This window comes from Enterococcus sp., from assembly GCF_032555305.1.
Lineage (GTDB): Bacteria > Bacillota > Bacilli > Lactobacillales > Enterococcaceae > Enterococcus_A.
In genome coordinates this window covers 26,160-39,910 of record NZ_JAWGOQ010000006.1, presented here as the reverse complement: position 1 = coordinate 39,910, position 13,751 = coordinate 26,160, and the positions used below count along the sequence as shown (strand labels likewise).

12 protein-coding genes are annotated in these 13,751 nt (G+C 39.6%); 1 reads left to right on the top strand and 11 read right to left on the bottom strand.

Annotated features, from left to right (window positions below):
• Positions 1-85: 85 nt before the first annotated feature.
• The 11 genes from rplI to dnaA form a co-directional block, all read right to left on the bottom strand.
• A complete protein-coding gene (gene rplI / locus E6139_RS06360) occupies positions 86-538 on the bottom strand; it encodes a 50S ribosomal protein L9 (protein WP_016179293.1) in 453 nt (150 codons plus the stop codon).
• Complete coding sequence (locus E6139_RS06355; RefSeq protein ID WP_316402219.1) at positions 535-2,499, bottom strand: DHH family phosphoesterase; 1,965 nt, start codon at positions 2,497-2,499, stop codon at positions 535-537. Before E6139_RS06355 ends, rplI begins: the two co-directional genes overlap by 4 nt.
• A gap of 189 nt (positions 2,500-2,688) precedes the next feature.
• On the bottom strand, positions 2,689-2,922 hold the full coding sequence (rpsR, locus tag E6139_RS06350; RefSeq protein WP_010742563.1) for a 30S ribosomal protein S18: 234 nt from the start codon (positions 2,920-2,922) through the stop codon (positions 2,689-2,691).
• Positions 2,923-2,945: 23 nt separating this feature from the next.
• On the bottom strand, positions 2,946-3,458 hold the full coding sequence (gene ssb / locus E6139_RS06345) for a single-stranded DNA-binding protein (protein WP_316402218.1): 513 nt from the start codon (positions 3,456-3,458) through the stop codon (positions 2,946-2,948).
• 44 nt (positions 3,459-3,502) lie between these two features.
• Entirely contained in the window at positions 3,503-3,805 is a 303-nt protein-coding gene (gene rpsF, locus E6139_RS06340; RefSeq protein ID WP_316402217.1) for a 30S ribosomal protein S6, read from the bottom strand.
• A 184-nt stretch (positions 3,806-3,989) separates the two neighbouring features.
• On the bottom strand, positions 3,990-6,506 hold the full coding sequence (gene gyrA / locus E6139_RS06335) for a DNA gyrase subunit A (RefSeq protein WP_316402328.1): 2,517 nt from the start codon (positions 6,504-6,506) through the stop codon (positions 3,990-3,992).
• A gap of 114 nt (positions 6,507-6,620) precedes the next feature.
• On the bottom strand, positions 6,621-8,570 hold the full coding sequence (gyrB, locus tag E6139_RS06330) for a DNA topoisomerase (ATP-hydrolyzing) subunit B (RefSeq protein ID WP_316402216.1): 1,950 nt from the start codon (positions 8,568-8,570) through the stop codon (positions 6,621-6,623).
• Complete coding sequence (gene recF / locus E6139_RS06325; protein ID WP_316402215.1) at positions 8,571-9,689, bottom strand: DNA replication/repair protein RecF; 1,119 nt, start codon at positions 9,687-9,689, stop codon at positions 8,571-8,573.
• A complete protein-coding gene (gene yaaA, locus E6139_RS06320; RefSeq protein WP_010747417.1) occupies positions 9,676-9,918 on the bottom strand; it encodes a S4 domain-containing protein YaaA in 243 nt (80 codons plus the stop codon). Before yaaA ends, recF begins: the two co-directional genes overlap by 14 nt.
• Before the next feature lie 235 nt (positions 9,919-10,153).
• The gene (gene dnaN / locus E6139_RS06315) at positions 10,154-11,284 is read right to left on the bottom strand and encodes a DNA polymerase III subunit beta (protein WP_316402214.1); all 1,131 of its coding nucleotides are present in this window, start codon (positions 11,282-11,284) and stop codon (positions 10,154-10,156) included.
• Positions 11,285-11,526: 242 nt separating this feature from the next.
• The gene (gene dnaA, locus E6139_RS06310) at positions 11,527-12,852 is read right to left on the bottom strand and encodes a chromosomal replication initiator protein DnaA (RefSeq protein ID WP_316402213.1); all 1,326 of its coding nucleotides are present in this window, start codon (positions 12,850-12,852) and stop codon (positions 11,527-11,529) included.
• 724 nt (positions 12,853-13,576) lie between these two features.
• On the opposite strand from dnaA, the gene rpmH reads away from it, so the two are divergent.
• Entirely contained in the window at positions 13,577-13,711 is a 135-nt protein-coding gene (rpmH, locus tag E6139_RS06305; RefSeq protein ID WP_006703104.1) for a 50S ribosomal protein L34, read from the top strand.
• Positions 13,712-13,751: the final 40 nt, after the last annotated feature.

Genomic DNA, 13,751 nt, shown 5'->3' with positions numbered 1-13,751 from the left:
GCTTGCTAAATACAACAAAGAGTATGAGGGATTCTTTTAATTTCAAGAACTCTCATACTCTCTTGTCATTATTCATTTAAATAGATTATTCTTCCACTACATGAACTTTGATGATTCCTTCTACTTCTGTATGGAGTTTCACAGGAACCTTAGTATAGCCCAGCGTGCGGATCGGATTTTCCAGTTCGATCTTGCGTTTGTCAATCTTCAAATCATATTGTTTCTTTAAACCTTCAGCAATCTGTTTTGAAGGGATCGAACCAAACAAACGGCCATCTTCGCCGCCTTTAGCTTTGATTTCTACAACTGTTTCTTCTTTCGCTAAAAAGTCTGCCAATTTCTTGGCCTCTGCTAAAACTTCTGCCGCCTTTTTATCTTGAGCTTTCTTCTGTCCACTTAATTCAGAAATACTGCTTTTTGTAGCTTCTTTTGCTAGTTTATTTTTCAATAAGTAGTTTTGTGCGTAACCTGTTGGGACTTCCTTGATATCGCCCTTTTTTCCTTTACCTTTAACATCTTGTAAAAAAATTACTTTCATTCCTCTGTCCCCTCCGTTAACTGTTTATTTATAGCTTCCAATAATTGTTGCTTCGCTTCAGCAATCGTACTATTAGATAATTGGGTCGCAGCATTAGTGAAATGACCGCCGCCACCTAATGCTTCCATCACCGTTTGGACATTAATCGTCCCAGAACTTCGAGCACTGATAGCGATTACTCCGTCGGTTCGCTTAATGATTACAAAAGCTGCGTTGATATCCACCATTGATAACAAAGTATCCGCCGTCTTTGCCGCCGTCACGCTATCATATTCTTGATCATCCGTTCCAGTAGCAACAACGATATCATCTCTGACGTAATCACTCTCACCGACTAGTTTGCTGATCTCCAAGTAAGATTGTATATCGGTACTCAATAAATATTGTACTAAAGAAGCATCCGCTCCACAAGTCTTTAAATAACTAGCGACATCAAAAGTTCGAGCTGTTGTTCGAACAGCAAAATTCTTCGTATCAACCGTGATACCTGCAAGCAGAAGTGTCGCCGTCATCTTACTCATTCTTTGACCCTCGTTACTTTCAAATTGAATCAATTCCGTTACTAGCTCTGACGCTGAAGATGCGGAAGATTCGATATACGTCAGTAAAGACTTTTCAGGAAACTCTTCTCCTCTTCGATGATGATCAATGATGACGATATTTTCAAACTGCTCATATAATTCTTGATCAATCGACAAAGATGGTCGATGGTAATCTACCATTACTAATAAATCACCCGCTTTACGCTGTCTTTTAGCAGCCTCTGGAGAAATCAACAAGTCCTCTAAATCATCATTTTTATGAATCTCAGTCAAACAGCGTTCTACATCAGGAATCGTCTCTTCTTCATTGATTATGATTCGAACTTTTTTATCGTGATAACGAGCTAAACAAGCGACTCCAAATGCTGAACCAATCGCATCCATATCTGGAAAACGATGCCCCATTACATAAACATTGCCCGTTTGATTGAAAACATTTTTCACTGCTGTGGACATTGCCCGTGAACGTACTCTCGTCCGTTTTGCTGCGCTAGCAGAATTTCCGCCATAAAAAACCGGTTTTTGTCCTTTCGCCGCATTTTTTACCACTACTTGATCCCCGCCGCGAACTAAAGCAATATCCAAGTTGTTTTGGGCTTCATCGCCAATCACTTCCAAAGATTCTGTACCGTAACTGATTCCTATGCTGACGGTAATCAACATATCTTGTTTCTCAGCTGATACACGGATGTGCTCCAATAAATCAAAATTATTCTCAATCATTTTTTCTAGATCATCATAGCGCGCAAATAGAAAAAAGCGTTCCTCATTTACTCGTTTATAAAAAATTCGATAAGAGTCCATCCAATCAGAAATAATCGTTGTAATGAAAGAATTCAAATTAGAAATTTCTTTGTCATCTCGGCGATCAATCACGTCATCATAGTTATCGACCGAAAGAATCCCAACAACAGCTTGCTGTTGTTTCTCTTTATTTTCTAGTGCATATTCCTTCGTAATATCAGTTAAATACACGATATGTTTTTCTTCGTCTAATACAAAATGATAGAGAACTTCCCCTATTTTATATATATTCTTTCCTTTACTTGCTCGCTGCAACAACTCATTGACCATATCTTGCTGATCATCTTTTGTTAAATGTTGAATCTTCTCTGTTATTACTGGGTTCATCCAAGCAAAAGTATTGTCATCATCCCAAGTAATGATTCCCACGGGCATATCATTCGATACATACTCTAAAGCTTCTTGCGCAAGTCGTGAAGCGTATTGAATTTTTTGTTGATTCGTTATCTCAATACGATTACGTAAAACAATCGTATAAATCCATAATAAGAGATCGATTAATATAACAATCATTGCTGTCAAAATATTAAAGGGCAGCAAAAAAATTGCAGCTAATTGTATCAATAGTAAACAAAGTAAGAAAAAGGACCATTTAATTCGAGGATTTGTTTTCATCTATAACCTCCTCAATTCATATTGCATATCTGTTATGCTGTCATCCGTTTTCTAAAAATCAACGATAGCCACTCGACAGCCAACAGTGTAATTTTAGCACAATCTATCCTGGCAAGCGACTCTCTTGAATGTTTCACGTGAAACATAAAAAAAGAGACTCCAAAATGAAGTCTCTTTATAAAATGCATCTTATTCTTCAGAAACGAATGCTAATAAGCCCATAATACGCGCGCGTTTGATAGCGATCGTTAATTTACGTTGGTTTTTAGCGCTTGTTCCAGTTACACGACGAGGTAAAATTTTACCACGTTCGCTGATGAAACGTTTTAGTAATTCGATATCTTTATAATCGATATACTCGATATGATTAGCAGCAATATAGTCTACTTTACGACGTTTGCGACCTCTTCTTTGTTGTGCCATTCCGTTTCCCTCCTATTCAATTGTTAGAATGGTAAATCATCATCTGAAATGTCGATTGAGGATCCACTGAATGGATCTGAATCTCGATCGAAGTCAGGCATAGTGTTCTTAGCTGACTGAGAGGATTGATTATAATTGTTGTTAAAATTATTTCCCCCGCCTTGGCTTTGGAAGCTATCATCAGAACTTGGGTTCTGTTGACGTTGTTCACTTGCAGTACGAGATTCCAATAATTGGAAATTTTCAGCAACAACTTCAGTCACATAGACACGTTGCCCTTGCTGATTTTCATAATTTCTTGTTTGGATACGACCAGTCACCCCTAAAAGAGTTCCCTTACGCGCATAATTAGCTAAAGTTTCTGCTGATTTTCGCCAAATCACACAGTTGATAAAGTCCGCTTCACGATTACCGCTTTGGTTCGTAAAATTACGATTCACCGCCAAAGTAAACGTTGCAACACCTGTACCATTTGCTGTATAGCGTAAATCAGGATCCTTTGTTAAACGACCAACTAGTACAACATTATTAATCAAAGTAAAGCCAGCTCCCTTCTCGTCAATTGTTTCACGTGAAACAATTATTCTTCAATCTTAACGATCATGTGACGAATAATATCGTCATTGATTTTTGCAAGACGATCGAATTCGTTAACTGCACTAGCTGTTGTTGGCGCAGTTGCATTGACGATATGGTAGATGCCTTCACGGAATCCGTTCATTTCGTATGCGAAACGGCGTTTTTCCCAATCTTTAGAATCGATAATTTCAGCGCCATTATCTTTCAAGATTGTATCGAAACGTTCTACTAAAGCAGTTTTTGCTTCTTCATCAATGTTCGGACGAATGATGTATGTGATTTCATACTTCGTGCTTTGACTCATTGATTTTCACCTCCCTATGGACTATAAGGCTCTTAACTTTATTAAGAGCAAGGAGAGCGATCTAAATTTTATCTAGACTACTCACAAATAATCATTATACATAATCGTCCTGCAAAAATCAAATGTTTCTTTACTTTAAGTTACGAAAAAAGACTGAGATCGCTCCCAGTCTTTTTACTTTTTTTTATTCTTCTATATCGTTTGGTGTTTCTTCTGAAGTTTCAGTCGTCTCGTTAGTTTCGCTTACTTCGTTCTCTTCAACTTCTTCGTCTTCTGTATCAACGATTGCCATAGTTACAACCTTCGTGTTTTCTTCCATCTTCATTAGACGAACACCTAAGGTAGCACGACCGGTTTGTGAAACACCGCCAACATTGAAGCGAATGATAACACCTTTGTCAGTGATCAAAAGAATGTCTTCATCACCGTTCACGACAGTCAAGCCAGCAAGAGGACCATTTTTCTCTTTGACATTTGCTGTCTTGATCCCTTTACCACCGCGGCCTTTGATTGGGTATTCAGAGGCTTTAGTCCGTTTACCGTAACCTTTTTCGGTAAGAACCAAGACTTCTTGATCTTCTTTCAGCACTGCTGAACCGATCACGTAGTCTTCATCACGTAAGCGAATACCACGTACACCGCTGGCGGTTCTACCCATATCACGAACTGCTTTTTCTTTGAACGTTACAGAATAGCCATCATGAGTACCGATAATAATCGTTTCATCACCTTCGGTTGACATTACGTTCACTAGTTCATCACCTTCACGCAAGCCGATCGCAATCAAGCCATTCGCACGAATGTTTGAAAAGGCGGTAACCGTCGTTCGTTTGACCGTCCCCTGCTTCGTGACAAAGAATAAGAAATGTCCGTCTTCTGCTTGTCCATTCACAGAAATCACGGCTTGGATCGTTTCACTTGAATCGATCCCTAGCAGGTTAATGATCGGAATACCCTTGGCTGTCCGGCCATATTCTGGCACTTCGTAACCCTTCGCCCGATAAACCCGACCGCTATTTGTGAAGAATAGCAATGTATCATGGGTCGAACAAGAGATCAACGTTTTTACGAAGTCATCATCGTGAATACCCATGCCTTGAACACCACGACCACCACGTCGTTGTGCACGGAATTCCGTTGAGGCAACACGTTTGATGTAACCATTGTTGGTCAACGTAATCACAACATCTTCTTCTTCAATCAAATCTTCATCTTCAAGACTTAACACTTCACCAACTAATAACTCAGTCCGACGATCATCACCGAATTTTGCAGCAACTTCTGCTAATTCTGTACGAATGATTTCTTCAACACGCTCAGGACGCGCTAAAATGTCTTCTAAGTCGCTGATCGTCTTCAACAGCTCTTGATATTCATTTTCAATTTTCTCGCGTTCTAAGCCCGTTAAACGACGTAGACGCATGTCTAAGATTGCTTGTGCTTGTCGATCGGATAATTCAAAACGTTCGATCAAGGTCGCTTTCGCGATATCATCTGATGCTGAGTTACGGATCGTTGCAATGATCTCGTCGATATGATCCAATGCGATACGTAAGCCTTCTAAGATATGAGCTCTAGCTTCTGCCTTTTTCTTGTCGAAGATTGTCCGGCGAGTAATGACATTTTTCTGATGTTCGATGTAGTTTTCCAAAATTTGTTTCAAGTTCAAGATTTTTGGAACACCTTTTTCGATCGCCAGCATGTTGAAACTAAATGATGTCTGCAATGAGGTCATCTTGTACAAGTTATTCAGAATAACGGATGCACTGACATCACGGCGGACTTCAATCACGATCCGCATCCCTTCACGAGACGTTTCATCACGCAAATCAGTAATGCCTTCGATACGCTTATCACGATGTAATTCAGAAATACGTTCAATCAATTTCGCTTTGTTGACCATGTATGGCAATTCAGATACAAGAATTCGTTCCTTGCCATTCTTTTGTTCTTCAATCTCGATTTTCGCCCGAACAGTGATTGATCCTTTACCTGTTTCATAAGCACGACGAATACCGGATTTCCCCATCACCAGACCACCTGTCGGAAAGTCTGGTCCTGGGATACATTCCATCAATTCTTGTGTCGTAGCTTCTGGGTTTTTCATCAAAAGTTCGATCCCAGCAGTTACTTCCCTCAAGTTATGCGGTGGAATATTGGTTGCCATCCCGACTGCGATACCTGTCGCTCCATTGACTAATAGATTCGGAAAACGAGCTGGCAATACAACGGGTTCTTGTTCACTGTCATCATAATTTCCTTGGAAATCAACAGTATCTTTATTGATATCCCGCAACATTTCCATCGCAATCTTGCTTAGACGTGCTTCGGTATAACGCATCGCCGCTGCACCGTCACCATCGACAGATCCGAAGTTTCCGTGGCCATCCACCAACATGTTGCGATAACTGAATGATTGAGCCATCCGTACCATTGATTCATAAATGGCACTATCACCGTGAGGATGGTACTTACCCATTACATCCCCAACGATACGAGCCGATTTTTTATGAGGTTTATCTGGTGTAACCCCTAGTTCGTTCATTCCATATAAAATTCGACGATGAACGGGTTTCAACCCATCCCGTACATCTGGTAAAGCACGTGCCACAATAACGCTCATTGCATAATCAATGAAGGATTCTCGCATTTCACTGGTTAGATTGACGTCATGTATATTCTCTCTACGATCTTCCAAAATGATCCTCCTAGTTCGTATTAGTGAATTTATTTTTAACTAAAAATAAATCTGATCTTCACCACGTATATCATTTCTCTAATCACGCTAAAGCGCGAAGATAAACTGACATCCTCACTAAATATCCAAGTTTTTAACATAATGCGCGTTTTCCTCGATGAATGCCCGGCGTGGTTCTACTCGATCCCCCATCAGCATTTCAAAGACTTGATCGGCCTCGATCGCGTCATCAACACTAACACGCAGCATTAGACGATTTTCTGGATCCATCGTTGTTTCCCACAATTGATGATCATCCATTTCACCTAAACCTTTGTATCGTTGAACGTTTGGTTTCGGCGTCGCTGGTAATTCTGACATTTTTTGTGCCAATTCTTCTTCAGCGTTTTTCCCTGGTTGGATATAAGTGATATTTTTACCTTGTTTGATTCCGTATAATGGCGGCTGCGCAATATAGACATAGCCAGCCTCCACGATTGGTCGCATATAACGATAGAATAATGTTAGTAGCAGTGTCCGAATATGTGCACCATCGACATCGGCATCGGTCATGATGACCAATTTATGATAGCGAGCTTTCGACACATCAAAATCGGCTCCAAATCCAGTTCCCATCGCTGTAAACAATGAACGAATTTCTTCATTGGCTAAAATTTTATCCATTGAGGCTTTTTCAACGTTTAAGATTTTCCCGCGAATCGGTAAAATCGCTTGGAACTCACGACTACGTCCCTGTTTCGCTGAACCACCGGCGGAATCCCCTTCGACGATGAACAATTCGCATTTCTCTGGATCGTTACTCGAGCAATCGGCTAGCTTACCAGGTAAGTTGCTTATCTCAAGTGCCCCTTTACGACGAGTCACTTCACGAGCTCGCTTAGCTGCTAAACGAGCTTTGGCAGCTAACATCCCTTTTTCTACGATTCGCCGGCCAACTGACGGATTTTCCATCAAGAATTTCATGAAATTCTCTGAGAATAAACGATCTGTAACTGTACGAACTTCAGAGTTACCAAGTTTAGTTTTCGTTTGCCCTTCAAACTGAGGTTCTGGATGTTTGATGGAGATAACAGCTGTCAAACCTTCACGCACGTCTTCACCAGAAAGATTTTCATCATTGTCTTTCATGATTTTTTGTTTACGTGCATAATCATTGATTACCCGTGTCAAAGCTGTTTTGAATCCGAACTCATGAGTTCCACCTTCATAGGTATGGATATTATTAGCAAAACTTAAAATATTGGTATGGTAGCCATCCGTATACTGCATCGCTACTTCAACAGTAATATCTTGTTGTTCCCCTTCTACATAGACAGGTTCATCAAAAATTACTGCTTTACTATGATTTAAATGTTCAACGTAGCTCTTGATCCCGCCTTCATAGTGATACTCACGTAAAACAGGTTTTTCTTCCCTTTTATCTTCAATTGATAACTTCAAACCACGATTCAAGAAAGCTAATTCTCGAACGCGCGTCGCTAATTTTTCAAAATTAAAGACCGTTGATTCCGTAAAAATCTCAGGATCGGGTACAAAATGGACGGTGGTTCCGTGCTTTTCTGTCTCACCAATTATCTTTAGATCATCTACAACAGCCCCACGTCGATAGTCTTGGAAGTAGACTTTTCCTTCTTTGAAAACTCGAACATCTAAACTTGTAGACAAAGCGTTAACAACAGAAGCTCCCACACCGTGAAGTCCACCAGATACTTTGTATCCACCGCCGCCGAACTTTCCACCGGCATGTAGAATCGTAAAGACCGTTTCAACAGCTGGACGGCCCGTTTTCGCTTGAATCCCAACAGGAATACCACGTCCATCATCGCTAACGGTGATACTATTATCTTCTTCAACCACCACATGGATGTGTGTTGCAAATCCTGCTAAGGCTTCATCGATGGAATTATCCACGATCTCCCAAACAAGGTGGTGCAAACCTTCCGTGCTAGTGGAACCAATATACATTCCAGGACGTTTTCGAACAGCTTCTAATCCTTCTAAAACCTGGATTTGACTGGCATCGTACTCTTGAGCACGTTCTAGTAAACTCTTTTCCTCTTCTGTCATCTACGTTTCTTTCCTTTCTATCTGCCCTTGATGGACATAAAAAATATCCGGATGGACCGTCATTTTACCTTTAACATGATTCAAGGTCGTCGTTGTTAAAAACGTCTGAACTTTGTTTTCGATCGTCTCTAATAAATGAATCTGACGATTGTCATCAAGCTCACTCATGACGTCATCTAAAAGTAAAATCGGATATTCCCCTGTTTCTTCTTTCATCAAATCGATTTCTGCCAATTTGACGCTTAATGCAGTGGTTCGTTGTTGCCCTTGTGACCCATATGTCTGCACGTTTTGCTGATTGACCTTAAAGATCAGGTCATCTCGATGAGGGCCTAAAAATGTATTGCCTTTGAAAATCTCCCGTTTGCGGTTCTTCTGCAATTCATTCAGAAAAACCGTACGGATTTCTTCAACACTTTCACTTTCTAGTGGTAAACTGGCATCGTATTCGATCGCCAAGACTTCTTTTTGATTGGTGATCTTGCCATGCAGATCATTGGACCAATATTCCAGCTTTTTAACGAACTTCAAACGGTTTGCTAAGACTTTGCTGCCAAAATCTACTAGCTGCTCCGTAAGAATGTCGAGATATATCTCATCTGTCTGCTTCTTCTCAGATAACTGTTTCAAATAAAGATTTCGCTGTTTTAAGGTCTGCTGATACTGTGCTAGGTCATAGAGATAAACCGGGTTGATCTGCCCTAATTCCATATCAATGAAGCGTCGTCTGGTTTGCGGACTTCCTTTTACTAACGAAAGATCCTCCGGCGCAAACAAAATGACATTCAATTGACCGATGTAGCTGCTCAATTTTTTTTGTTCGATATGATTGACTTTGGACTTGCGACCTTTTTTGGTCAGCAATAATTCCAACTCCAACTCACTCGTTCCTCGTTCAATCCGACCTTTGATTTGAGCGAAATCTTCTCTCCAGCCAATCAATTCCTGCTCACTGCTGGTTCGGTGGCTGCGAGTTAGCGCTAAAACATAGATACTTTCCAAAAGATTGGTTTTTCCTTGAGCATTTTCTCCTAAAAAAATATTCAATCGGTTAGGAAATTCCAAGATCAGCTCTTGATAATTTCGATAATTTCTCAACTCAAGCTTATTCAGCCGCATCTTGTTCTTCCTTATTTTTGACCATAAAAAAAGTTCCTACCTCAGGAATCTCGATCATCATTCCCGGATAGAGCTTTCGGCCGCGGCGGTTCTCCAACTCGCCATCTACAAATACTGTTTCTTCTGCTAGAAACCACTTGGCTTGTCCACCGCTAGAGATCAAATTGATCTCTTTCAATAACTGACCAAGCGTCATGAACTCTGTTTCTAAAAAAATTTTTTGTTTCACATTCATCCCTCATTTTCATGCTAGAAACACCTCTTTATTATACCCTTTTTTAATAGATAAAACAAATTAACTCGTTGTATTTTTCGATTTAAGAAGTTCTAAGCCGTTTTAATTAATTCACTCAAAAAAAAGTAAAAGGTCTTAAAATCGATTTTAAGACCTTTTACTGGAATCGCATATTTTACGAAATATTTTCATATTTTTCAAAAAACTTGTGAAACTCGTTGAAATTATCCTAGTTTGTCCGCACTGGCGTGATCAATTGAATAAAGGATACATCCCCTTCGCTTGGTTCCAAAGTAAAGGGACGAATCGCTGAGATAAATTGAATCTTAATGCTCATATCACCAAAAGCACGCAAAGCATCCTTCATATAGTCTGGGTTGAAAGAAATTTCTAAAGGATCACCGCTGACTTGTTCATAGACTAATTCTTCTTCTACTTTACCGATTTCTGGTGAGTTTCCATAAAGAATGACTGAATTATCGGCAATTGCTAAACGAACGATATTATTCCGCCCTTCATGTGAAAGTAGAGATGCCCGCTCAATCGCTGCTAAGAATGTTGGTACAGAAAAAGTAATCTCCGTATTGAAGCTAGTTGGGATTAAGCGATTGGTATCAGGGTAATTTCCTTCCAGCAACCGAGAGTAGAAATACATCGTTGGTGTTTTAAATAAAACTTGATTCTCCATGATGCTAATTTCGACTTCCGCTTCTTCATCAGATAATGAACGAGAAAGTTCAACCAAGCTTTTACCAGGAATAACGATATCAAAGTCTTTATCTGCGTTTTCCACAGGAACAATTCGTTGGCTGAGACGATGAGAATCCGTCGCAACTGCTAATAGCTGTCCATTCGACATTGTAAAATGAACCCCTGTAAGTATCGGCCGGCTTTCGTGCTGAGAAACAGAGAAAACTGTCTCACCAATCAATTTTGTCAACATGTGGACAGGTAAGTTTAATTGATTTTGCTCCTCTACTACTGGTAAGTGTGGATAATTATCTGCATCTAAACCATTGACTGTAAAATGAGCCGCTCCAGATGTAATCAGTACTTGGTGGTTTTCTTGTACTTCCAAAGTAAAGGTCGTTTCTGGTAACCGACGAATAATCTCACTGAAGAAACGTGCTTGTAAAACGATTGTTCCTGTCTCAGTGATCAGTAACTCAGCCTTTTCATCATCTGCAGCCAAAAAAGTTTCAATCGAGATATCAGCATTGCTACCTGTTAAGGTTAATCCTTCATTGTTCAACTCGATTTTTACACCTGTTAAGATTGGGATCGTTGTTTTAGTTGAGATCGCACGTTGAACAGTTTGTAATTCTTGGATGAAACGGGCGCGATTAATCGTAAATTTCATAATGGAACTCCTTTTTTCATTTTGATTTTTTTAACGAAGATGGCTATTGTCTTTTTTGCTAAGTTTGTTCTGAAGTGTTGTTAGCTGTAAGACTTTTTTTATTTATTTAAGTAATTAAGTAATAAAAGTAGTAGGGCCTGTTGATCATGTGGAAAAACAAGACAAAAGCTTGAAACAGCAAGTTTTCCACTTGTGGAAAAGGTGTGGATAAATAAGCTGGTTTTTCAACCGTTGTCCACAGTCTAACCTAACAGTAGATTTTTAATTTCTGCTATTTCTTGTTGAATGCTGCTGTCATTCTTCATTAATTGACTGATCTTTTCATGAGCATGGATAACAGTTGTGTGATCTTTTCCACCAAACTCAGCACCAATTTTTGGCAAGGAGCTTTCCGTCATTTCTCGAGCTAGATACATAGCGATCTGACGCGGGACCACAATTGTTTTCACTCGTTTCTTCCCTTTTAAGTCTTTTATTTGGATATGATAGAATTTTGCGACTTCATCCTGGATCTTGCTGATGGATAGCTGCGAGTTGCTGGTTCCCTTCAAACTTTTTAAGGCATCAGCTGCAATGCTAGTTGTAATATCCGCGCTGTTCATAGTAGCGAATGCTTGAACGCGTACTAGAGCCCCTTCCAATTCACGAATATTCGAATCGATCTGCCCTGCGATATAACTTAAGGTATCATCAGGAATCTCTAGGTTTTCTGCTTGTGCCTTTTTACGTAAAATTGCTGTTCTCGTTTCAAGATCGGGTGGAGTTATATCCACTGATAAGCCCCAAGCAAAGCGTGAAACAAGGCGTTCTTGCAGCTTTGGAATCTCGTTTGGCAGACGGTCACTGGTTAGAACAATTTGCTTATTATCATTATAAAGATTCTCAAAAGTGTGGAAAAATTCTTCTTGAGTCGCTTCTTTATCAGCAAAAAACTGAATATCATCAACTAACAGCAAGTCTACTTTTCGATACTCCTGCCGAAATTCTTCAGAGGTCTTATTCTTGATTGAGTTGATAAAGTCGTTTGCGAACGTTTCACTAGATACATATTTGACTTTCGCTTGCGGATTGATTGCCAGCATTTGATGCCCAATAGCGTGCATCAAGTGAGTTTTCCCTAGACCAACGCCTCCATAAAAGAAGAGCGGGTTGTAGATTGATCCAGGTTCTTCAGCTACAACTAAAGCAGCTGCGTGCGCCATTTGGTTACCCTTCCCGATAACAAACGTATCAAAAGTATATTTTGGATTGAGCATCGCACGTTTTGTTGTGCCTACTTTGGGTGTTTCCTCTTTTTCGACAATGCTGACAGGCGGTGCTTCGTCTGGTGTAACGAACAGCGGCATGATCTCATCCCCTGTCACTTTAAAACCGATCTCGACGATTTTTGCGGCCAAATGTTTCTCCCAATAGCGCTTATGCAAATCACTCGTGACTTCGATCGTTAGTTGATTGTGTGTTAAAGCTAAGGGTTTAGCTGTCCCTACCCAGGCATCATAACTGGCAGGATTGAGGTCATTTTTGTAACTGTCCTTCAATTCCTGCCAGAAAGTGTCCAATGAGGTCAAATAAGTCGCCTCCTATTTTAATAAAATTCAGATAGACTTACTTTAGCATTTTTTTCAAAAGTTTTCCACAACCAGAGATGAATTAACAGGCTTTTTATCTTTTTCCACAAAATGTATAAAAATACAAAATCGTTATCCACTGATAGGCAAAAACATATGCACATTTCTCTTGAAAATTGTGGAAATTTCTCTTTATCCACGAAAACTTTCACATTTCTGGTAAAATATGGCACTTGATAACACAGGTGATAGGAGAGTTATTCACAGCACTTATCCACCTTGTGGATAAGTTATCAAAAAGTGAAAATCTTGTGGAAAAATCGTTTGAAAAATCTATGCAAGTTTTTTAACGAAAAAATGTTTTGCACAGTTGGAGTGAAATTATCCCCAGATTTTGTGGATAAACTTTTTGCTTAATCATTTGTGAGTGGAAAATAAATTAATGTGAATTATTGAAAAAGACTTATTACTAAAAATCTTGTCTGAAATGTCGCTCAGCTAACTGGCAACTACTAGTAACTAATAGAATATCTCTGAAAAGTTTAGATTCGTTCTGTGGATTAGAATAGATTTTTTAGCATGTAGATATTCAGAAAAGTTTGATAAAAGAAAAAAGTAAACAGAGTTTTTCGGTGTTTTTCATTTCATGATTGACAAACTAGGGGCTGAGTCGTTATAATATTCGGGTATGTCTATGTAATGTTAGCTATGGAGGTGTATTTAAATGAAAAGAACTTATCAACCAAATAAACGTAAACGTCAAAAAGTTCATGGATTCCGTAAACGCATGAGCACTAAAAACGGCCGTCGCGTATTAGCAAGCCGTCGTCGTAAAGGAAGAAAAGTACTTGCTGCTTAAGCCACTGCCGGTCAGTGGTTTTTTTTGTACCTAAAATGAG

What these genes read in the sequence shown, in the direction of transcription:
- rplI (WP_016179293.1), bottom strand. Translation starts at nt 538, where the DNA reads ATGAAAGTAATTTTTTTACAAGATGTTAAAGGTAAAGGAAAAAAGGGC.
- E6139_RS06355 (WP_316402219.1), bottom strand. Translation starts at nt 2,499, where the DNA reads ATGAAAACAAATCCTCGAATTAAATGGTCCTTTTTCTTACTTTGTTTA.
- rpsR (WP_010742563.1), bottom strand. Translation starts at nt 2,922, where the DNA reads ATGGCACAACAAAGAAGAGGTCGCAAACGTCGTAAAGTAGACTATATT.
- rpsF (WP_316402217.1), bottom strand. Translation starts at nt 3,805, where the DNA reads ATGAGTCAAAGCACGAAGTATGAAATCACATACATCATTCGTCCGAAC.
- gyrB (WP_316402216.1), bottom strand. Translation starts at nt 8,570, where the DNA reads ATGACAGAAGAGGAAAAGAGTTTACTAGAACGTGCTCAAGAGTACGAT.
- recF (WP_316402215.1), bottom strand. Translation starts at nt 9,689, where the DNA reads ATGCGGCTGAATAAGCTTGAGTTGAGAAATTATCGAAATTATCAAGAG.
- dnaN (WP_316402214.1), bottom strand. Translation starts at nt 11,284, where the DNA reads ATGAAATTTACGATTAATCGCGCCCGTTTCATCCAAGAATTACAAACT.
- rpmH (WP_006703104.1), top strand. Translation starts at nt 13,577, where the DNA reads ATGAAAAGAACTTATCAACCAAATAAACGTAAACGTCAAAAAGTTCAT.